This window comes from Olleya sp. 1-3, from assembly GCF_002836085.1.
In the GTDB taxonomy this organism is placed as follows: domain Bacteria; phylum Bacteroidota; class Bacteroidia; order Flavobacteriales; family Flavobacteriaceae; genus Olleya; species Olleya namhaensis.
This window is the reverse complement of sequence record NZ_PJBW01000012.1, coordinates 1-23536: the sequence shown is the minus strand read 5'-3', so window position 1 is coordinate 23536 and position 23536 is coordinate 1. Positions and strand designations below refer to the sequence as shown.

At 32.2% G+C, this 23536-nt stretch carries 15 protein-coding genes and 2 tRNA genes; 4 read left to right on the top strand and 13 right to left on the bottom strand.

What is annotated here, in order from left to right:
• Positions 1–33: 33 nt before the first annotated feature.
• Positions 34–3924 carry a type IX secretion system sortase PorU gene (gene porU / locus CXF54_RS12020; protein WP_101203724.1) on the bottom strand — a complete coding sequence of 1297 codons (3891 nt, stop codon included), beginning with the start codon at positions 3922–3924 and terminating at the stop codon, positions 34–36.
• 275 nt (positions 3925–4199) lie between these two features.
• On the opposite strand from porU, the gene gldJ reads away from it, so the two are divergent.
• Both gldJ and CXF54_RS12010 read left to right on the top strand, forming a co-directional pair.
• Positions 4200–5876, top strand: coding sequence for a gliding motility lipoprotein GldJ (gene gldJ, locus CXF54_RS12015; RefSeq protein WP_090841574.1), 1677 nt, complete (start codon positions 4200–4202; stop codon positions 5874–5876).
• Positions 5877–5945: 69 nt separating this feature from the next.
• On the top strand, positions 5946–7223 hold the full coding sequence (locus tag CXF54_RS12010; protein WP_101203722.1) for a UDP-N-acetylmuramoyl-tripeptide--D-alanyl-D-alanine ligase: 1278 nt from the start codon (positions 5946–5948) through the stop codon (positions 7221–7223).
• Between the two features lie 38 nt (positions 7224–7261).
• Here CXF54_RS12010 and CXF54_RS12005 read toward each other — a convergent pair.
• Both CXF54_RS12005 and CXF54_RS12000 read right to left on the bottom strand, forming a co-directional pair.
• Positions 7262–7336 (bottom strand) — tRNA-Val (locus CXF54_RS12005).
• Positions 7337–7444: 108 nt separating this feature from the next.
• Positions 7445–7519: transfer RNA gene (locus tag CXF54_RS12000), tRNA-Val, on the bottom strand.
• A gap of 168 nt (positions 7520–7687) precedes the next feature.
• Here CXF54_RS12000 and CXF54_RS11995 point away from each other — a divergent pair.
• Positions 7688–9388 (top strand): hypothetical protein, encoded by a 1701-nt coding sequence (locus tag CXF54_RS11995; RefSeq protein ID WP_101203720.1) that lies wholly within the window; start codon positions 7688–7690, stop codon positions 9386–9388.
• 3 nt (positions 9389–9391) lie between these two features.
• On the opposite strand, the gene CXF54_RS11990 is transcribed toward CXF54_RS11995, so the two are convergent.
• The 9 genes from CXF54_RS11990 to CXF54_RS11950 form a co-directional block, all read right to left on the bottom strand.
• Positions 9392–11878, bottom strand: a complete 2487-nt coding sequence (locus CXF54_RS11990; protein WP_101203719.1) for an Hsp70 family protein — start codon at positions 11876–11878, stop codon at positions 9392–9394.
• Between the two features lie 6 nt (positions 11879–11884).
• Entirely contained in the window at positions 11885–12178 is a 294-nt protein-coding gene (locus CXF54_RS11985) for a hypothetical protein (protein ID WP_101203718.1), read from the bottom strand.
• A 45-nt stretch (positions 12179–12223) separates the two neighbouring features.
• Complete coding sequence (locus CXF54_RS11980; protein WP_101203716.1) at positions 12224–13441, bottom strand: bifunctional folylpolyglutamate synthase/dihydrofolate synthase; 1218 nt, start codon at positions 13439–13441, stop codon at positions 12224–12226.
• Positions 13441–14322 carry an energy transducer TonB gene (locus CXF54_RS11975; RefSeq protein ID WP_101203715.1) on the bottom strand — a complete coding sequence of 294 codons (882 nt, stop codon included), beginning with the start codon at positions 14320–14322 and terminating at the stop codon, positions 13441–13443. The genes CXF54_RS11980 and CXF54_RS11975 overlap by 1 nt, the downstream gene beginning before the upstream one ends.
• Position 14323: 1 nt before the next feature.
• Positions 14324–14716, bottom strand: a complete 393-nt coding sequence (locus CXF54_RS11970; RefSeq protein WP_090841587.1) for an ExbD/TolR family protein — start codon at positions 14714–14716, stop codon at positions 14324–14326.
• A gap of 1 nt (position 14717) precedes the next feature.
• A complete protein-coding gene (locus CXF54_RS11965) occupies positions 14718–15419 on the bottom strand; it encodes a MotA/TolQ/ExbB proton channel family protein (protein WP_101203713.1) in 702 nt (233 codons plus the stop codon).
• Between the two features lie 51 nt (positions 15420–15470).
• Positions 15471–16865: a sodium:proton antiporter NhaD gene (gene nhaD, locus CXF54_RS11960; RefSeq protein WP_101203712.1), complete on the bottom strand. Its 1395-nt coding sequence runs from the start codon at positions 16863–16865 to the stop codon at positions 15471–15473.
• Position 16866: 1 nt separating this feature from the next.
• Positions 16867–18093, bottom strand: coding sequence for a Glu/Leu/Phe/Val dehydrogenase dimerization domain-containing protein (locus CXF54_RS11955; RefSeq protein WP_101203711.1), 1227 nt, complete (start codon positions 18091–18093; stop codon positions 16867–16869).
• Positions 18094–18314: 221 nt separating this feature from the next.
• A complete protein-coding gene (locus CXF54_RS11950) occupies positions 18315–19382 on the bottom strand; it encodes an anhydro-N-acetylmuramic acid kinase (protein WP_101203710.1) in 1068 nt (355 codons plus the stop codon).
• A 93-nt stretch (positions 19383–19475) separates the two neighbouring features.
• On the opposite strand from CXF54_RS11950, the gene CXF54_RS11945 reads away from it, so the two are divergent.
• Entirely contained in the window at positions 19476–20618 is a 1143-nt protein-coding gene (locus CXF54_RS11945) for an acyl-CoA dehydrogenase (RefSeq protein WP_090841597.1), read from the top strand.
• A 56-nt stretch (positions 20619–20674) separates the two neighbouring features.
• On the opposite strand, the gene CXF54_RS11940 is transcribed toward CXF54_RS11945, so the two are convergent.
• Entirely contained in the window at positions 20675–23110 is a 2436-nt protein-coding gene (locus tag CXF54_RS11940; protein WP_101203709.1) for a helix-turn-helix domain-containing protein, read from the bottom strand.
• Positions 23111–23536: the final 426 nt, after the last annotated feature.

Genomic DNA, 23536 nt, shown 5'->3' with positions numbered 1-23536 from the left:
GTATCAGTATTAGTTAACAAATATAATTTTTTATTAGAGGATTACAAGTTTCTCTATTTTTTCTACGGATTTATTTGTGCTTTGTGAATGTACTTTTAATTTATAAATATACGTTCCTTTTCCTATTTTATCTCCAAAGTCATCACGTCCATCCCAAACAATATCTCTTGATGTTGATTTTACAGATTTACCTCCTGCTAAGGCTGTTTGCCCATTTAAAGTCCTTACTAACTTTCCTGAAACAGTAAAAATCTGAACAGAAATATCTAAAACCTCAGAACTATTATGGCTAAACCAAAACTCTGTATAATTAACAAAAGGATTTGGGTAATTTAGTACGTTATTAATTACTAAACTTTCATTTTCATTAAATACTATAAATTGGATTTCGGCTGTAGCCGAATTATTATAAACATCCCAAGCCTTTAAAGACAAAGTATGTAAACCCGGCTCTAAATTCCTAAAAGGAAAACTTAATGCTCCTTTAGTATAATCATCCACTTCTGTAAGATAATAATCATTAAGCACATACGGATTGACTTCGTCCCCATCTAATAAAGCAACAATATCATGTCCGATACCACTTGCTGTATTGATACCATTTTCGTCTTCAAACTTAGCTAATAATAGTGGTGACTCATTAGTTATACCTCCAGACACAAATGCTTCATCGTTCATATATAACTGTATTGTCGGCCCAATATTGTCTTCTGCAGCATCCGGATTAATCCCTCCTATTTTTAGTGTTTCTAAACTTGCGCCTGTTTTGTCTTCTAAAGAGTTTTCTTGGGTAGAATAAAAACTAACCTTACCTGTTCCTACAGGTATTCCAATATCTTTAGGAACTACAAAATCGAATTCAAACTGACCATTAGTCACTGTTGCTTGTCCTCTAAATACAATTGCTCCTAGTGTTTTGTAATCTAACTTTATTAAGCCACTAGAGCCCGTAACGTTATCGTTTGCTAAAGTTTGACGATCAATTTCTTTATCGTAAATAGTAGTGGTTACAATACCATTATAACTAGACAAAAGGTTGCCATTAAAATCTGTTACCTCTCCTGCTAATTTTGCATAACCCAAAGCCTGAAGCACGTCAGTATCCTCCGTAATTGGCACATCATTAATTTTTGTTAATCGGATATTGGGCTGAGCAAAAGTTAAAGTCAATGCGGGGTCACCAATAAAAAACGCTAAACTTTTTTGAGCATCTGAAAAACTTGGATCGTTTTTAGCCAATCTTAATGCTTCCGCTACTGTTGGATATTCGTAATCTGAAAATGTATCATTTGTACTGTATGAGAATAAATACTCTTTCAGGATTTTATTAAATTCCTTTCCTACATTAACAAAAATCTGTCTAGTTGTAGTCACTAATGCGATAGAACCCGCATCTTTATTCCAGTAAATAAATTCGCCTGCAGTTTCCCTTAACGGATTATCAAATCTAGTAAACTCACAAGTAACCGTAACAAACAAATTTAATTTACATTCGTTATTCAGCGCTTCGGCATCATCTTTTTGAAAAATACGCTCGTCCGCTAAACCATCTTCTCCACCATGACCAAAATAGTTAACCATTATGGCACCTTTTTCAATTGCATTAGTCAACGCTTCTGTTACACCAGGATAACGATCACCTCCTGCTGATGCTTGTTGTTGGTAGGCATCCGAATGAATTTTAGTTACATTAATAAACGGTTTAAAGGCTGTTACCTCGTCTCCAATCTCGTCTGTTGTTTCTTGTAATGTTGCTTCCCATTCTTCATCCACATCATCAGACACGACAACAAAATTATTTCGCCAACTACCTAATGCACCTTTAGAATAATAAACCTCAATTTTATCTACCATTTCCTTTGCACGCTGTGGCGAATCTGCTAAAATCCTACCAACTGCAATATCTAATTTATTGGCATTATTAAAGATATCTAAAACCCCTTCGTTTAAATCAGAATAAGCATAATAATCGTCTGAGATAAAAGAACTAGATAAATTGAAACTACTGTAAGCATGCCAAGACGGAAAATTATAAGTGTTTGAAGAAATTCGTCCTTTATAATCAAACGAAGAATCTCCAAAAAGACACAAATACTTAACTTTGTTTTGAGGTATACTTGCGTTGTCATATACATATTTAACAAAGTTTCTGACGCCAGTAATATCAGGATTACCAGAGGAAAACTCAGTATAAATATCTTCCAAAACAACCACTTTTACATTTAGATTTTTCTTGTCTCTATTTATTTGAGCTAAACGTTCTGCTTGAGATAAGTGAGAACGCGTAGTTAACATTAAGTAATCAATATCTTGAAAAACACCTTGGTTATTTAAAAATATGGTTCCTTTTAAGTTTTGATTATTAACACTACTATTTTGTGCCAAACTAGGCTCTAAATAATCTTGAGAGCTTACCGTAACAAAAGTTTTTAAGTCGCCCATGGGCGCATTAAAACTTAACGTATTATCTGCAGCGGTATTAGCTATAGTAGTAACGTCATAAATATTAGTGACGTCCCAAACCTCTTGAACTTCAGATGCATTTGACAACACATAAGTAGCAACACCAGTACTTTGCGTAGATAGGTTGTTTTTAAAATGAAATTGATTACCATTAAAAATAAGCGCTCGCGTTGCCTCTACAGATACGTAATCTAAATACCCTTCTGCACTAGGATTACCTTGATTGTCATAAACTAAATCTACATCAATAACATCGCTTGCTACTGTTGTTGATTGCGTCAAAGTACCACCGGTAACATAAACACCATTGGTAGGATTTATACCCGACAAAGACAAAGTCCCTAACGTGTTATTATTAACGGACACAACAAAATTACTTGGATTTGAAGATGTTGTAGCAGTTATCGCTTTTACAACAATAGACTCCGACACATCTAAATTAGGAAACTCAAAACTAAACGTTTGCGCATTTTCGACACTAAAGCGCTCTCCAAACCAGCGCCTACCTACGTAAATAATATTTTCTTCATCAATTTCATGAAACTGATACTCTTGAAACGTGTTAAAAGTTGCTGTTGGAATTCCGGTTGGTTGATTAAAATTTTGAATACGCTTACCAGAACCAGCACTTATATTAATATAATAGACCGTTGTATCAGCATATGGATTTACATTAGTATTAATATAAGATAAATCTACATCTGCAGAAGGACCTTCCGCATAAAACAGAATATAATCTTGGTCATCAAAAACACCATCTTCTTCACCAATAATTTTTATAGCATTCTCAGTTGGATCAAATGGATAGTTTGCATTATTTGCAAAAGGCATCATCTTACCTCCGTTACCAAATATTTTAATAGTTCTTGGATCAAAACTATTAGCATTAATTCCCATCTGACTTAAAAAATTCTTAGATATTTTATGCACGCCAGATGCAGTTACTTCAAACTTATACCAATCGCCATTAGCCAAAGCGGAATTAGTGATAAATTGACTAGCACTACTTCTATTAACAGATCCCGATCCCATGTTGTAATCCACATTAAAAGACAACACTTTTTTATAACCATTACCTTCCTTTACGATAGGACTAGCTGTTAATACTGCATAATTACTATTTCTAGACGTACCGTTTTTTAAAGTTACCTCAATAGCATCTGGAATAGACTTAAGATCCAAATCATACATTTGATTTATTGGCATTGGCGCATACACCACATCTTTAACTACTAAAGAGTTTTGATTTACAAATCCATTAACTTTCCATTGTTGTACGTATTGAATACCGTTAGATAAATCAAAAGAAAAGCTTTTTGCAGGAGAGAAAGTTGGCACCGTTATACTATAACTATCTGCCGTATATTTTTGAGAAGATCCCCATGTAATAGCAATACTTTTTTCTTGAGAAAATAATGGCATGCAGTACAATGCAACCAATAGTAATAAAATCTTTTTCATTGAAATGATAACGTCTAATATTTAATGATATTACTTAAATCTTAATTATTTCTTAAAACAAATCAAAATTACGATAATAATATTGAAAAAACATCGTTATATTGTTTCGAAACGCAAGACAAATGACCAAATTTAAAATCGTTGTAGCGTAAAAAAACGGGATAAAACGCAATTTAGTTTACTCAAAAAACATAATTTAACTTGTTTTGTTGGGTTTAATTCTTATATTGCGTCTCCAAAAAATAACATTATTTAGATTACTTAAATGTATTAATATGAGAAAAATAATTGTATCAAGGTTGTTATTAACAGTAGCGATTTCGTTAACCTTGGTTGGTTGTAAAAGATCCGGAAGTGGCTCTAACACATCAAGAGCAACGGGTTGGCAGATTAATTCTAAAGATGGTGGTTTTCAATACAACACCAAATTTAAAGAGCAAGAAACTGCTCCAGGATTAGTATTTGTTGAAGGTGGAACATTTACAATGGGACGAGTACAAGATGATGTTATGCATGATTGGAATAATACTCCAAATCAACAACACGTGCAATCTTTTTACATGGATGAAACAGAGGTAACTAACAAAATGTACCTTGAATATTTAGACTGGATTAAAAGAACTTACCCGCCAGAAGAAGAAAATTTTAGAGCAATCTATAATGGTGTTTTACCAGATACTTTAGTTTGGAGAAACCGTTTAGGTTACAACGAAGTAATGACAGAAAACTATTTACGTCACCCTGGATATGGAGAATATCCTGTGGTTGGAGTTAGTTGGATGCAAGCTGTAGAATTTGCAAATTGGAGAACAGATCGTGTAAACGAAATGTACTTACAAAAAGATGGTTACCTAAAACAAGGTAGTAATTTAGAAGCAACAGCAGATGCAAACTTTAGTACTGATACTTACATTAACGCACCAACACAAACATTTGGTGGTAATGAAGACATTATAAAAGGTGGAAAAATGAAACCACAAACTAATGCTGCAGGAGACGAAATTAACGTTTTTGCAACAAGAGAAACTGGTTTAATTTCGCCAAAATACAGACTACCAACAGAAGCTGAATGGGAATATGCAGCTTTAGGTTTATCTGAAATTAGAAGTTATAACGTTTATAGAGGACGTAAAAAATATCCATGGGATGGTCAATACACTAGATCTGGAAAACGTAAAATTAAAGGTGACCAACTAGCCAACTTCAAACAAGGAAAAGGAGATTACGGTGGTATTGCTGGATGGTCAGATGATGGTGCAGATATCACACAAGTTGTTAAATATTACGATCCAAACGATTATGGTCTTTATGATATGGCTGGTAACGTTGCAGAATGGGTTGCTGATGTTTACAGACCAATAGTTGATGATGAGTTTAACGACTTTAATTACTATAGAGGAAACGTGTATACTAAAAATGCAATAAATGATGACGGAACTGTAAAAATTGTAACTACAGACGAAATTGTTTTTGATACATTACCTAACGGAAAAGTAATACCAAGAGATTTACCAGGGTCTATCGCAACACAACCGGTTGATGAAGAAGAAACTTATTTAAGAACTAACTTTGATAGAAGTGATAACCGTAACTTTAGAGATGGTGATACACAATCTTCTCGTTATTATGCTGATAGATTTGGTGATGATGAAGGTGATGGTTCTGAGGATGCAAATACACGTAAAATGTATAACGCACCAAAGCACAATATTGAAATGGATTCTTCTGGAAACATGATAAGAGAATATGATAAATCTAATAAACGTACATCGTTAATTAATGACGAAGTAAGAGTTTACAAAGGTGGATCTTGGAAAGATAGAGAATACTGGTTAGACCCAGCACAAAGACGCTATTACCCACAAAATATGGCAACAGACTATATTGGTTTTAGATGTGCAATGTCTAGAGTAGGATCTAAATCTAAAAATCAAAAGAAATCAAAAAACTAAACTAATTTAATTAGTTATTATATTTAAAAGTCCTAACAATTGTTAGGACTTTTTTTATACTTTTATTTTATGAAAATAGACGACTTACACCAACTTTTTCTAAACTGCAGTGCAGTAAGCACAGACACCAGAAAAGTTAATAATAACAATATGTTTTTTGCTTTAAGTGGCGAAAATTTTAATGGTAATAAATTTGCTCAAGACGCTTTAGATAAAGGAGCAAAATATGCGATTATAGACGATCCAGATTTCAAAGCATCAGATAACACCATTTTAGTAGAAAACAGTCTTAAAACGCTTCAAGAATTAGCGACATACCACAGGACTTACTTAGGAACCAAAATTATATCCTTAACAGGAAGTAATGGAAAAACAACAACAAAAGAATTAATAAACACAGTATTATCCAAAAAGTATAACACTACAGCAACCATAGGTAACTTAAACAACCATATTGGCGTACCTCTAACCATTTTGTCAATGACAAAGGATACAGAAATTGGGATTGTAGAAATGGGTGCTAACCACAAAAAAGAAATTGCTTTTTTATGCGATATCGCAAAACCTGACTTTGGCTATATTACTAACTTTGGGAAAGCGCACCTTGAAGGATTTGGAGGCGTTGAAGGCGTTATTGAAGGTAAAAGCGAGCTGTATCACTATTTGACTCAAAATGACAAGCACGTCTTTTTAAATGCAGACGACAGTATTCAAAGAGAAAAGCTAAATACTTATGTTAAAAAGTTCGGTTTTAGCCAAACCAATCCAGAATATTTTAAAATAGAATTTCTAGATGCCAATCCATTTGTATCTTATAAATCAGAAGCTATTACAATACAATCTAATTTAATTGGTGCTTATAATTTTACAAACCTTTGCGCCGCAACTATAATTGGTAAATACTTTAATATTGACTTATTAGATATTAAAGATGCTATTGAAAGGTATACACCAAACAATAACCGTTCTCAGATTATTAAAAGAGATAACACAACCATAATAATGGATGCTTATAATGCTAATCCTTCAAGTATGGAAGTTGCCTTACAAAACCTAAGCAAACAAGATGCAGAAAACAAAACTGCTATTTTAGGAGATATGTTTGAACTAGGCACATCTGCTAAGTCAGAACATCAAAACATTGCAGATTTAGCAACAAGCTTAGCTATTGACACTATAATTTTAGTAGGAGAAAATTTTTATAAAGCAGAAATTAAAAGTCCACTAGTAAAACAATATAAAACTTTTGAAAGCTTTAAAGACAATTACACACCCATCATAGATAGCTATGTATTAATAAAAGGCTCTAGAGGAATGGCGCTAGAGCGTGTTCTAGAACTGATATAAATAAAAAAATCCGAAACAAATGTTTCGGATTTTTTTTGTGGGCGACAAGGGATTCGAACCCCTGACCCCTTGGGTGTAAACCAAGTGCTCTGAACCAACTGAGCTAGTCGCCCTAATAATAGGTCTGCAAATATATATTAGTTTAAGTTTAAATCAAAATTTAAACGCTTAAATAATATAGAGTAATAAAAAATCCAAAACATTTGTTTCGGATTTTTTAGTGGGCGACAAGGGATTCGAACCCCTGACCCCTTGGGTGTAAACCAAGTGCTCTGAACCAACTGAGCTAGTCGCCCTAATTATTAGGTGTGCAAATATACATTAGTTTTTGACATCTCAAAACCTTTTATTCAAAAAAAAACACATTTTCTATGAATTAAAAATTAACTCATTAATATATAGTCATTAACAAAACAATAAATTTAAAATAAATTGATATTTTTGATTTTAAATACGCCCCAAATTTGAATTACATATCATTAATAGATGAATTAGGTATAGATATTGACACAATAACTACGCTTGACGACACCAAAATTATAAGACTAAAAAAGCAACTAAAGGCAAAAGCGGTCTTAGACAACAAAAGTAATTTAGGAGAATTAGCGTCTATTATCGATCAACTAAAAGATGAGACGACTAGAAAGCACCATATTTTTATAGAAAAACACAAATGGCTTAAACAAGTTATTACTGGAGATTACAGCAATATTCCACAAAACTCAATTTCTATACATCACGAATCGATAGCTGATACAGAAAGTCTAAAATATTTTTTATCACCTTACTTAAAAGAACATGTCAAACCGTTTTTATCGGAAACGCTAACCAAAGGAAAGTATATTTTATTACTCAATTTTGTAAAAAGCAACATTCTATTCACGGAAGAAATTGAACAACTTATTATTAGTCTTTTTAGTTCTAAACTAAATTATGCTAAAGTATATATAGAATCTGGTAAACTTAAAGAGAAGCATTACCCTGTCGGTTTTATAACAAATAGAAATTTTGTAAAATGTCTAAGTCAATATCCAAACTCTTTTGATGACGAGGTTAATGAGTTAAACTCAGTTATTATTGACACTTACAATTCTAAACGAAAACAAGTAACCGACGATAGTTTTATTTTTGCTGCTAAAACAATGGTTGCTTTTGGCGAGTTGGATATCTCTAACTATATGCTTAAAGACATCCTTACCACTAATGCTGCAATAGCAAGTCCATACGCACATAATAGTGCTAGAAAGACCTCCAAGTCTAAATCTGGTACAGGTGTTGGAATCTGGAGTGTCATTGTATTTTTAATTTTAATAGTTAGAATTGGAGTTAAAGTGTTTAATAGCGATAATAGTTCTACTAATTATTATGACCAATATGAAAGGATAAGTGTACCTAATACCAATTATCAAAAAGAAAACATATTAGAAAGAATAAAAGAAATACAAAAAAAACGCGAAGCCGAAGAAAATCAAACAGTATATAATACAGAACAAGAAATAGAAGAAACAATACTAGAAACAACAGAAAACAATACAATAACAGAAGACAAAACGCCTAAAACCGTTACGTTACCAGATTATAACAGTAAGCATAAATCTAAAGATCACGTGCGGTTTATTTACAGCTTAAAGCTGAAAACTAACCGTAAAACAAAAACCGAATCCTCTATTAAGGCAACACCTTTAAATCCCTTTACAAATCCCTATCCAAAAACCTTTAACACGCTACACTCTTATAAAAACAATACAATCAGCACTTACAGTCTTGTTAAGAATAACAGTCGAAAAGATTTAATTGTATTTAGATTAACTAATGGTATTGATCAATCTATTATAATTCCAAAAAGAGAATGGCGCTATTTAAATATTACAAAAGGTGATTCTATATTATTTTACACAGGACATCAATTTGTTGCGGACCGCTTCTCTCATTTTAAAGAAAGCGCAGAACTATCTAGATTATACAAAATCGAAACATTAAGCAATAACAGCGAAATCAACATCCTACCACAAACAATAAAAGTTAATTTTAATAAAGATTTTAAAACTAAAGTAACAACAATAGATAGCACGCTAACCGATAATATCAAAACTGACAAAATAAATTTAGAACCCTTAAGCATTGATAACATCTATGCTAGATGGTACAGAAACAAATACAATTAATTATTAACGCAATCCTGTTTTACTATCGTCCTTAAACTGCTTTTGCTTGTCTTTTTCTCTATCTGGCAATAAAGCAAACAAGACGTACACCACGTGTTTTAACGACTTATAGTCTTGACGTTCCAGAGCATCGTCTCCTTGTTTAATAAGTTTTTGAGCCTTTTTTGTGTCTGTAAATTCAGAATTATATCTAATTCCGAAGAAATAACCAATAAAATTTTCGTCACTAGACTGCACAATAGCATTATGCAATACATCTAGTTCCTTAATTTTTGCTCTAATTAAATATTTATCTCCTGAGTTAATAACTTCCTTTTCATTTGCTATTACTTTAAGATACTTAGGTCGATATTTTTCGTTTTCTTCTTTATTAACTTGCCACTCTAAACCTTCTTTAGAATTGTTATACTCTTCAATCTCTAAAGCAATAACTTTGTTTCTTGTTAGGGTATCAAAAGTCTGAATCAACTTTCGTTTTTTATCATCTAATTGGTATTTCTGATCAGATACATCGTCCTCATCAAGCAATGTGGTTTCAATTTGTATTTCAATTAATCCAACACGTAACTGTTCTAATTTACTAGAATATTCAAAATTCTCATCTTCAACTTGCTCTGTTATCAAATGCTCTACATCAGACAAAACAGCGTTAATTTCCATATTAATTTTACTAATACTTATCGCACGCTCAGACTCGCTAAAAACATTTTTAAATTCTTGATCACAAGACTGCAAATAGACATTTATTTTTAAATCTCTAGACTCTGTAATTTCTAATTCAATTTCAATATCGGTCCCTTTAATCAAATCATCTTCCAAATCTTTTCCAGAAAACTCAATATAACCAATACTTAAACCTGAACTAGGCAACCCTTTAGACAGACCTTCTACTATATTAATAATTAGATTAGATTCTGATCCTTTTAGAATTGATTTAGATGCTGTTTTATATATTTTTTTCTTTAAAGGTAAAATACTTCCTTTTCTAAAAATTTGTTCTAATCGTGTTGTTGACGCATCAATATCATCAATTTCCATACAAATATCTATAGGTAATGGTTGTCCTAAAACATTATAACTACCTTGATTAATAGCAACTGTATTTATTGTTTTTAAAGCATTTAAATCTTTATCTAAAACCTGAATCTTAAACCTATTTAATTGTCCTTTTAAGAGCGGTACAAACTCAGAAAACCCATTATTCAATACTGTTTTTATACCAGAATCATAACCACCATCATTTCGTGTAATTCGATAATTTATAGCTGCCCCTTCTACTTTACAAGTAATTAACTCTTCTAAATCTCTTGTATTCTGTTCATAGAAAATCTGAGTATCAACAGTACTAACCTCCTCTTTTTGTATCGTTTCTTCAGCAACGATACTTGTAGGCTTTGAACCTGCAAAATAAGCAGCGCCATCTACTACTGCTGACGTCGGATCAATACTGGAGTCTACTAAAATCCCTGTTTCCTCTTTAATTCTTTGTTTTATTAAAGGTACGTACGTGCTCCCTCCTATTAAAATCAAACGTTCAATTTGCGAGTTGATTAATTGATTTTGAGAGATTACCTTTTTAATAAATGTAATAGTCTGTTCTACTTTAGGCGCTATAACAGCTTCAAACTGACTCCTAGTAATAACAATTTGATCGTATAAGTTAAAATCGTTTATATCTATATCCAATTCGATTTCTGTTTCAGGATATACAGATAATTCCTTTTTTGCCTCTTCTGCTTTCTTTAGTAACTCAAAATACAAGCCTTTATATTTACTTGCTTTTGATTTTATGTCTTTCCAAAGGTTAGCAATATTGGCTTTTGCTTCAATCTGAGGAACAATAATTTGTTCTACTATTAAATTATCAAAATCAGCTCCTCCTAAAAAGTTATCGCCTTCATTATCTATAATTTTTAACTCTCTATCATTAACCTCTACTAAAGCTACATCAAAAGTTCCGCCACCAAAATCGTATACAATCCAATGTTTTGAGGACTCGATATCTAAATTAGATTGATTAGCAAAAGCCAAACAAGCCGCTATAGGTTCTTGCAATAAGACTACCTCTTTAAAGCCGGCTAAATACCCTGCTTTTTTTGTTGCATTAGATTGAATAGTATCAAAAGACGCTGGAATTGTAATGACTGCAGCGTTTAATTGATCACCATCAGACACAAAGTTTTTAAGTTCTTTCAAAATCAAAGACGACAATTCTATTGGAGACACCTCTTTATCTATAGAAGGAATAAAATAGGTTTCTTGCGTTCCCATTTTACGTTTAAAAAGCATACACACATTCTCTGCATCCTTTTCCAGGTAATCCAAAGCTTTATCTCCAATAATGGTCCTATTGCCTCTAAAAGCGACACAAGAAGGTAGCGTTTGTTTTAAACCTAATGGGTTATTGTATATTTTAACTGCACCACTGTTGTAATTAGCAATCAAACTATTAGTGGTCCCTAAATCTATTGCAATATTAATGGTCTTCATGGAGGCTTATTCTACTATTATAATTCCTTTTTGCACTAAAGTATTTTCATCATTTATCTTTTGATAAACAATAGGTTTTAGCACTTTTACAATTTTCATCTGTTCGTTAAAATCGCCAGTAATATTAGCTTCGACATCAGTCATTTCATTACGATACGTCTGACCTAAAGGATTTATAATATGATAACCTAAAGCTTCAAACTCGTGATTAATTCTATCAATATTTCTATTAAAAAGGGTCAAATTATCTTTGTTACTTTTTAGTTGAATAGAAAACACTTGATTGATAATTTCTAACATTTTATAGTGAATTAAATGAAAGTGTAAGATACAATTAATTGGAAATTAAACCACCTCGGCAACCACAAAAGTACTACCTCCAATATAAATTACATCTTCATCCGAAGCTGCTTTTAAAGCTTCTTTATAAGCTATATCAACTGAAGCAAAAGCATTACCATAAAATCCTTTAGAAACAAAGATGTCCCTTAAAAAGTGTTGGTCCAAACCTCTTGGCACATCTGGTTTGCAGAAGTAATATGTTGCCCCTTTTGGTAATAAAGGCAGTATTGATGACACATCTTTATCATTAACGACACCAAATACTATATGGAGTTTATTATACTGTTCTTGTAGTAATTGTTGCGTGGCTAAAGTTAAGCCCTCTTTATTATGTGCAGTGTCACATATAACTTTAGGACTAGCATTTAAGATCTGCCAACGCCCTTTTAAGCCCGTGTTTTTAACTGAATTTAGTAATCCTGTTTCGATATTATTATCAGAAACCACAAATCCTTTTAACCTCAATTGTTGGATCGTTACTAAAACACCTTTAATATTCTTAGTTTGATAACTGCCTTTTAAATCTGTTACAAAAGCTTCGTTATTAGCTTGATCTGCAAAATGTATTGGACTATTATTCTTTTCAGCGAAAGCGGTAAAAACAGCTTGAGTTTCTGTTTGCGTTTCACTAATCACAACCGGAATATTAGGTTTGATTATCCCAGCTTTTTCTGAAGCTATTAAACCTAAAGTATTGCCCAAAAATTGAACATGGTCTAAACCTATATTAGTAATTAAAGACACTTCTGGAGTAATAATATTTGTAGAATCTAATCGACCTCCTAGACCAACTTCGATTACTGCAATATCTACTTTTTGTTTAGCAAAATAATCAAAAGCCAAACCAACAGTCATCTCAAAAAACGATAGATTATTAGCTTCTAGAAAGGCTTTATTTTGTTTTATAAAACCAATAACAAAAGCTTTACTTACTTCTTTACCATTGATTTTAACACGCTCTCTAAAGTCCTTTAAATGCGGAGAAGTGTATAATCCAACTTTATAACCAGCTTCCTGTAAAATAGAAGCTAGCATATGACTGCTAGATCCTTTTCCATTAGTCCCTGCTACATGTATAGATTTAAATTTGTCTTGTGGGTTTTTAAGATGCTTAGCTAAATTTAAAGTATTAGTTAAGTCTTTTTTAAATGCGGTCTGACCTTGTTTTTGATACATTGGAAGTTGAGAAAACATCCAATTTACAGTGTCTTGGTAAGTCATTAATTAGACTTGAAATTTATGCTAACATAACCTGTTTGAGTAATTATAGCTTTAGAATCTGCATTAAACTTGAAAGACATTGCGGTTTTTTCAGCAGCTTCAAATAAACAACCATCACCTGTAGTTCCTTGTTGTCCGGCTTTTGCACTTACGACCTCCCCTGACCGGTTTACTTTAATTTCTACAACTACTAAACCATATTCATTATTACAATCAGGTTTAAAAGACTTGTTACCAAGCACACCTCTTCCGTTTAATCCATAACCAATACCATCTCCTGTTCCCTTTCCAGTACCATTGCCATTACCGTCTCCAAATCGGCTTGGCCCATAGGCGTTACCAGTACCTGACCCATTTCCAGGTCCATCATTATTGGACTCGGATGCACTTTCAGAATTACTAATACCGTTAATTAACGCGTCATTAGCTTTTCTAATATCATCTTGTCTCTTTTTTTCTGCTGCTTCTGCTGCCGCTTTTGCAGCCTTAGCTGCTTTTTCTTGTGCTAATTTATCAGCCTTAGCTTTTTCCTTAGCATCATTTTCTTTTTTAGCTTGCTCCTGCTGTTTTTTAATTAAAACAGCCTCTTCATCCTCTTGTGTTAACACATTTTCTTGAGATGTTGGCGTCGCAGCTGCTTGTTGCTGTTCTTCTACTTGAGGTTCAGCTTCTTCTGGTTTAGTTTCAGTAGGTGCTGCTGCTTGCGCTGGCGCACCACCTCCACCTCCAGAAGAACCTCCAAAGTTAATAGCCACACCGTATTCTTCCGGTGGGTCCATATAATTTTGACCAACCACAAATAGTAGCAATACCAATATCAACATTATTAATGCTGTAATTTTTGCTGAATTCTGTTCGTGTTTGGTTTTTAAATATTTCATCTTATTGTGCTTTTACTGCCAATGTAGATTTAATCTTATTTCTGTTTGCAATATCCATTATAAAAACAACATGTTGCATTTCTACACTTTCGTCAGATCTTATAGTAATTGTTGGCGACTCCACGTTACCAACCTTTGCTAAAACTTCTGCTTCCAATTGCTCTTTAGACACTTGCTTCATATCTACATAGTACTTGACATTTTTGTCTACACTTACAGATACATTTTTTGTCTGTGTTGTTTTACTAGTCGATTTAGGTAATAATAAATCAATAGCTTCCGCAGACACTAACGTTGATGCAATCATAAAAAAGATAAGCAGCAGAAACACGATGTCCGTCATAGACGACATGTTAAATTCTGGTGTTACTTTATTTCTTCCTCTTAATCGCATATTAGCTAGGTTCGTTTAATAAATCTAAAAATTCAAGTGAGTTTGCTTCCATTTGATACACAACCTTATCAGTCTTAACAACTAAATGGTTGTATGCTATGTAGGCTACAATACCAACGATTAAACCACCAACGGTAGTTGTCATTGCTGTATATAATCCGTCTGCTAACGTTTTAATATCAATTGATCCTCCAGAATTTGCAATTTCAAAGATTGATAAAATCATACCAATTACAGTTCCAAGGAAACCAATCATTGGTGCTGCCCCAGATATAGTTGCTAATACACTAACATTTTTTTCTAAACTATAAATTTCTAAACGTCCAGCATTTTCAATAGCGGTATTAATATCATCCAATGGTTTTCCAATTCTAGAAACCCCTTTGCTTATTAATCTTGATACTGGAGAATCTACAGAAGTACATAAATTTTGAGCCGATTCTATTTTACCATTAGAAACAAAATCTTTTATTTGATTCATAAAATTAGCATCAACTTTAGAGGCTTCCTTTATAGCAAACAAGCGCTCAAAATAAATATAAATCGCCATGATTAATAATACAAAAAGAAGTGCAATAATAATTATTCCCGCAGTTCCTCCCGTAGTAACAAGCTCTATTATTGACAATGTTTTTTCAACCGGTTCTCCCTCTAATAATGGATCTACCCCTTGAGCAGTCTCTTGAATTAATGTGCTGATCATATTATAATTTTAGATATGTCTATAACGTTAAATATTTGTGTTGAGTATATATTAAAATAAAGTTCTTGTCCAGAAGAATACTAAAGTACCTGCTAAAAAGCCTGCTAAAGCTAACCAAGAGATTTTTTTGAAATACCAGAAAAAATCAATTTTCTCCATTCCCATTGCAACAACACCTGCTGCAGACCCAATGATTAACATACTTCCTCCTGTACCAGCAGAATATGCTATAAAGTGCCAAAGCTCGTTATCTAAAGGTTCAGAAAACATCCCTAAACTTGCTGCTACTAATGGTACATTATCAATTACTGCAGATCCAATACCTAGTAAAATAATTACTAAATCAGATACACCTTCATGATGTAATTCTGTACCTAACATTGGTGTGCTTTCTTGTAATGTCGATGCAAATCCAAATAAAATACCTAAAGATTCTAAAGCTGCAACAGCCATTAAAATACCTAAGAAAAACAAGATACTTGGCAACTCAATCTTCGATAACGAAGCATGTACTGGACTGTGGTGCGCGTGTGCATCACTTTCTTCTGAGTCATGGTTAGATAAACTAAATTTAGCAGAACTATAAATTTCAGCAAAAATAGCAACTACACCCAACGCTAACATCATACCAACATAAGGAGGTAAATGTGTTATTGTTTTAAATATTGGAACAAATACAATTGCACCTAACCCTAAATATAACATTGTAGCACTAAATCTACTTTTTGGTTTTTCTTCAACAGCTTCCTCAGATTCTAAATTACCTTTAAATGCAGGTAAGAAAGACGCGATAAAAGTAGGAACCAACATACATATTAATGATGGTAATAATAAGTACCCCATTAAATGACCTGTCGTTACTTTTTTACCAATCCAAAGCATTGTTGTTGTTACATCTCCAATTGGAGACCAAGCACCACCTGCATTGGCAGCAATAATAATTAAACCTGCAAACCAGATACGTACATTTCTATCCTTTACAATTTTTTGTAAGATAGAAATCAAAACAATCGTTGCTGTTAAGTTATCAATAATAGCAGAAAGTATAAACGCTAAGAAAGCAAAAATCCATAAAATTTTAGATTTCTTCTTAGTTTTAATAAAGCTTTTTATAGTTGAAAAACCATCAAAATAATCAATGATCTCAACAATAGTCATCGCTCCTAAAAGAAAGACTAAAATCTCAGATGTCTTTCCTAAATGGTGTAATAAGGTTTCCTCCATTAAGTGCATTTTGCTCTCATGTTCTAAACCTGCATAACCTTCTACTAATCCATGATTAGCAGAGTCAAACCACTGTGTAAAAGAGTCTAATCCTAATGATATTAATGCCCAACTTATAGCCATCATGACTAAAGCAGGTATTAATTTATCAATTTTTATATTATGCTCTAATGTTATAGCTAAGTAACCTATAACGAATACTAAAATAATTACTGTTTCCATATTATATTAATTGTTTTAATGCTATTTCAAAAGCTGTTTTACTTATCTCTTTTTTAGAATCACTTTTTGCGTGTACATTTTCAATTGCCTTTCTAATAATATCTGACGTATCATTAAAAATAGCTTCATCAGTCATTTGCACTTTACGTTCCATAAAGTAAGCAAATACACGCGCCATACCACAGTTTGAAATAAAATCTGGTATTAAACTAACACGTTCATCTGTCTGTTCCATAATTGATCCAAAGAAAATTTCTTTATCCGCAAACGGTACATTTGCACCACAAGAAACAACCTCTAAACCAGTGTTAATCATTTGATCAATTTGATCTTGTGTAATTAATCTTGATGCTGCACAAGGCGCAAAAATTTCAGTCTCCAAAGACCAAATACGATCATTCATTTCTGCAAAAGGAATCATATTAGCAGTTGCTAATGTATTTCCGTTTTTAGTTAAGAAAAAGTCTTTTATTTCTTCAAAAGAAAAACCGTTTTCATTTATAACTCCTCCAGAAATATCAATAATACCAACTACTTTAGCACCCATTTGTGCTAAATAATATGCTGCTGCAGATCCAACATTTCCAAAACCTTGAACAACTGCACGCTTACCTTTTACACTTCCTCCGTAAATATCATAATAATGTCTTACAGCTTCGGCAACACCATAACCTGTAATCATGTCTGCTACAGTATATTTTTTTGCTACATCTGGAGAAAAATTAGTGTTTTCTAAAACCTTTATTACTCCTTGACGTAATTGTCCTATACGGTTAATTTTATCTGCTTCCGTTGGCTTAAAATGACCATTAAAAACACCTTCTTGCGGGTGCCATACTCCAGAATCTTCGGTAATTGGAATTACTTCGTGTATTTCATCTACATTTAAGTCTCCACCTGTACCGTAATAGCTTTTTAATAAAGGAGATACTGCCTTGTACCAACGTTCTAAAACCCCACGTTTTCTTGGATCTTTAGGGTCAAAGTTAATACCTGATTTTGCACCACCAATAGCTGGTCCTGATACTGTAAATTTAACCTCCATTGTTTTAGCTAAAGACAAAACTTCGTTCATGTCTAAACCTTTTCTCATTCGGGTTCCTCCACCTGCTGCTCCTCCTCTTAAAGAGTTTATTACTGTCCAACCCTCTGCTTCTGTTTCAGCGTCTTTCCAGTTAAATATAATTTCAGGTTCTTTATTTTCGTAAATTTTTAATAAGTCTTTCATTCTTGATTTTTGATTTCAACTTTAATATTATTCTCTCCGGATTAACAGTTAAAGTAGCTAAAGTTGATTCATCTTATGAAGTATTAAGTTAATTAGTGGAACAAATATAAAAAAACAAAAAATGGCTTTTAATAGTAAAGTCATTTTTATTATAATAAATTATTGTTAACAATTATTAAATAGTGTTTTACTACAATAATTGTTAATTCTAGCAACCTATTTTAGGCAGGAAAATAGATCATCCCTGAGGAATGGTCTTTAGTTGCACCTGTTACCGATTTTAAACAGTTTACCTCTCCTCTCAACTTCAAAACACCCAAAAAGCCAAAAATTAGCGCTTCTTTAAACTCGATAATTTTAGTTGAAGGAATTACTAATTGATTTGAAGTTAATTTTTGGATTTCTTCTATTAAAAATAAATTAAAAGCACCGCCTCCTGTTATTAAAACCGAAGCATTATTGGTTGCGTTTATAATTTGAGTAATCTGAAAAGCAATATGCTTGACGTATGTGTGTAAAATATCTTCGGTATTTAAATTATAACTGTTAATCAAAGGAAACACTTCCTTCTCAACCCACTCTAGACCTAAAGATTTTGGAGGTTGCTGATTATAAAAAGCCAACTGGTTTAAGGACTCAAATAATTCTAAATTAAAATTACCTTTCTTTGCTATTGTACCTTCATCGTCATAATTAAAGCCTAAGCTTTCTACATATTTATTTAAAACAATATTGACAGGACAAATATCAAATGCAATTCTTTTTGAATTAATTTCAGAAGAAATATTAGCAAATCCTCCTAAATTAATACACCAATCATAGTCCGAAAACAATAAGCGATCTCCAATAGGTACTAACGGTGCACCTTGTCCACCTAAAGCAACATCCTCCACTCTAAAATCACAAACCAATGTTTGATTTATTAATGAAGCTAATTTTGGTAGATTTCCTATTTGCTTAGTAATACCTTGATCAGGTTGGTGTAATGCAGTGTGCCCATGAGAACATACAGCATCAATATTTTCAATCTTATTCTTACTAATAAATTGATTTATAACTGTAGACAAATACATTGTATAATCTTCATCTAAAGTAATTAACTCGGAAGCAGTTAATAGGGTTAAATTCTTTAGTATTTTAAACCATTTATCAGAATATGATATAGTTTCTGCAACAACAATTTTAAAGCTCCAATCAGCATCTTTACTAAATGTAATATATGCCAAATCAATACCGTCTAAGGACGTGCCAGACATAACTCCAATCACATTATAACTATGGTTTATCATATCAGGTAAAAATAACTATAACGATTGAAAATATGCTAATAAAAACTTATCTTTGTATCCAAATTTTATTAAATCAACAATCTTACATAAATTATGGATTTTAGCCTTACTGAAGAGCATATAATGATTCGCGATGCCGCTCGCGATTTTGCACAAACAGAATTATTACCCGGTGTTATCGAACGTGATAATGCACAAACATTTCCTGATGAGTTAGTAAAAAAAATGGGAGCGCTCGGTTTTATGGGAATTATGGTAGACCCAAAATATGGAGGAAGTGGTATGGATGCGATTTCTTACGTATTAATTATGGAAGAATTATCTAAAATTGATGCTTCAGCTTCTGTAATGGTTTCTGTAAACAACTCTTTAGTATGTTATGGGCTTGAAACTTATGGAACAGAAGAGCAAAAACAAAAATACTTAACTAAACTTGCTTCGGGAGAATCTATTGGTGCTTTTTGTTTAAGCGAACCTGAAGCTGGTAGTGATGCAACATCACAAAAAACAACAGCTATAGATAAAGGTGACCATTATGTTATTAATGGTACAAAAAACTGGATTACTAATGGTGGTCGTAGTGATGTATATTTAGTTATAGCACAAACAGACAGAGATAAAGCACATAAAGGTATTAATGCTTTTATAGTAGAAAAAGGAACACCAGGATTTGATATAGGTCCTAAAGAAGATAAATTAGGGATTAGAGGTAGTGATACACACACGCTACAATTTAATGACGTTAAAGTACCAAAAGAAAATAGAATTGGTGAAGATGGATTTGGTTTTAAATTTGCAATGAAAACTTTATCTGGTGGACGTATTGGTATTGCTGCGCAAGCTTTAGGTATTGCTGCAGGTGCTTATGAGTTAGCTTTAAAATATAGTAAAGAACGTAAGGCATTTGGTACAGAAATTTGCAATCATCAAGCAATTGCGTTTAAACTAGCTGATATGTATACAGAGATTGAAGCTGCAAGAATGTTAGTAATGAAAGCTGCTTGGGATAAAGATCAAGGAAACAATTACGATATGTCTAGTGCAATGGCTAAACTTTATGCTAGTAAAGTGGCAATGGAACAAACTGTTGAAGCTGTGCAAATACATGGTGGTAATGGTTTTGTAAAAGAATACCATGTAGAACGTATGATGCGTGATGCAAAAATCACACAGATATATGAAGGAACTTCAGAAATTCAAAAAATAGTAATTTCAAGAGGAGTTATTAAGGGATAATACCCTAATACATAAATATAAAAAAGGCTTTAAAATTAATTTTAAAGCCTTTTTTATTATTTAGAAATAGTATCTAAAACAAGTCTAATTTCTCCATAACTATACTTACTAGCTATTTTTGATTTCAAATCAGATAAGTTTTCAAAAGTCTGCTTAGGGATAATTTCTTTCAATTCTTTATAATGCTTTTCAGAGATTAGATCCGATATTTTTACTTCTCCTGATGGGATAAAACTTGCTAAATGCCCAAAAATAGTATTCACGTTTAAGTCTCGTTCAAAAGCTATTTGATCTATCGACTTACCTGCTTTAAAAATTTGTAAAGAGGTTTCTTTTGTATCTCCCTTTTTACGTTTTGGTTTGGCTTCCTCAAAAATCGCTTTACCAGTAGACATCTCAATGTCATTCTCCTCGCAATAATCTCTTATTATTTTTATAATCTCATCACCATATTTGGAAACACGTGTTTTACCAAATCCATTGACATTTAATAACTCTGTTTGGCTAGTTGGTAATGTTTCACACATTTCATACAATGACTTTTGTGTGAATATTTGAAAATGAACCAAATCTTCTCGTTCGGCAATTGTATTTCGTAACGCTCTTAATAGTTCAAATAATTCTACATTAGTGGTGCCATCTATAACTGTCTTCCTTGGAGTTTTTGGTTTTTCCTTTGTAAGAAACACAGATTTAGCGCGTAATTCTAAAAATAATTTAATTGAAAACCCTGAATTCAAATTAGTAAAATACAACTGTTTAACCCCTATTAACTCCTCTAAAGCATCCAATTGTTTATTAAAATCAGAATCCAATGTTTTATTATCAGTGGTGAAATTAAAGGTTTTATAAATTTCAATTATATTAGTATCCAGTTGCTTTTTGTAATACGCTAATGCTTTTACAAATCTTGCTTGTATTTCATCACTAGTTTCTGGAGTAGTTGATGCTTCCGAAATCTCTAATAACTGCGCTTTAAATCCATTAGCAACTTTTAACAAAGATGCGACACAATCTTTAATAGCTGTTAAAGGAGTTTCAATATTACCCTGAAGACTTCCTCTATTTTTATAATATATATCCAAAAGTCTATTAGTAGGATACAAAAATTGATAAAAATCAAAGATTTCAGAGATTAAACTTAATTGAAAATGCGTTTTAGATTGTTGAAGTATACTCTCGTCTGGTTGATTTTTCTCTGCTTCAAGATTAAAATTGATAACATTAGTATCACTTATAATTTGGCTAGAATTAATCTTACTTTTCAAAACTAAACCTTCCAAAGATTTACATCTACTTAAAGCGACATAAGTCTGGCCATGTGCAAATGCACCTTCAGAATCTATGATTGCCTTTTCAAAAGTAAGACCTTGGCTCTTATGGATTGTTATGGACCAAGCCAAGCGCAAAGGAATTTGAGTGAAGGATCCAATTTTGTTTTCAGAAATAGCCTTAGTATCCTTATCAACCGCATAGTTTATATTTTCCCAAACCTCTGGTTTAGTTATTATATTAAATTCGTCATCTGGACATTTAACAACAACTTCGTCTTTATCCAATAATATAACCTTACCAATTTTACCATTAAAATAACGTTTATCTGCAGAGCTATCATTTTTAACAAACATAACTTGTGATCCCACTTTAAGTAAAAGCGATTCCTTATTGGGAAAAGAAAACTCAGGAAATTTACCTTCTACTTTTGCCTTATATGTCTTTGACTTCCCTTTTAGCTTTTCAAGTTTAGTCTTGTTAGTGTATTCTGCCTTATTATTATGAGTGGTTAAAGAAATATATCCCTCATCTTCTTTATGCTCAAAATTGGGGTTATAGCGCTTATTTAATTCATCAGCCGAATTTTGAGAAAGAGTGTTTGTTCTAATTTGATTCAAAATATTTATAAACAAAGGATTGTCCTGTCTATAAATATGCTTTAACTCAACCGAAATTGGGTTACATTGCTGATAGGCCAGACTACTAAAAAAGAATGCATTATTATAAAAAGGTTTTAAAAGATGCCATTCATTGTCTTTTACAACAGGAGATAATTGTTGTAAATCACCAATCATTAATACTTGAACGCCTCCAAAAACCAAATTTTTATTTCTATAACGACGTAGTGTCTTATCAATACCATCAAGCACATCTGCTCTTACCATACTGATTTCGTCTATAATCAATAAGTCCATTGACTTAATAATATTGATTTTAGTTTTACCAAATTTCCTATTAAATCCACCACTAGAGTTTAAATCATCATTTGGCAATATGGGTCCGAATGGAAGTTGAAAGAATGAATGAATTGTAACCCCTTTTGCATTAATAGCAGCAACACCAGTTGGAGCGACTATAACTATCCTTTTTAGGGAATTCATTTTTAATTTATGAAGAAATGTAGTTTTACCTGTACCAGCTTTACCGGTTAGGAAAATATTTCTATTGGTATTATTGACAAAATTATTAGCTAAATCTAGTTCTTTATTCTCGCTCATTCTCTTATTTAATCATAATGTATCAAGATATATAAATACTATCTAAAACGAAAGTAAACTACACAAATATTAAACTTACACTCGTAAAGAATAATGACTCAGAATACGTTATGCTAAGCTAAATTTCAATAATTATTGAAAACATGATAGTTTATTATAAAGTAAAATCTATAAAACATTTATAAGAACCACATGTAGTCTTTGACATAATTTAAAAGTTTCCTAATTTAAATATAATATTCCGACCTAAAGATTAATCCCTTTATTAAACCATAATTTATAAATTATAACTGTGCTATAGTCATTTATTCAATTTGCCTATACCCTATTTACTTTAGACTTTTAGCTTTTCACTTTTACCTTCTGATATCTGCTTTTGCCTTCTTCTTTTAGCTTCTGCCTTTTGCCTTATTCTTTTAGCATTTG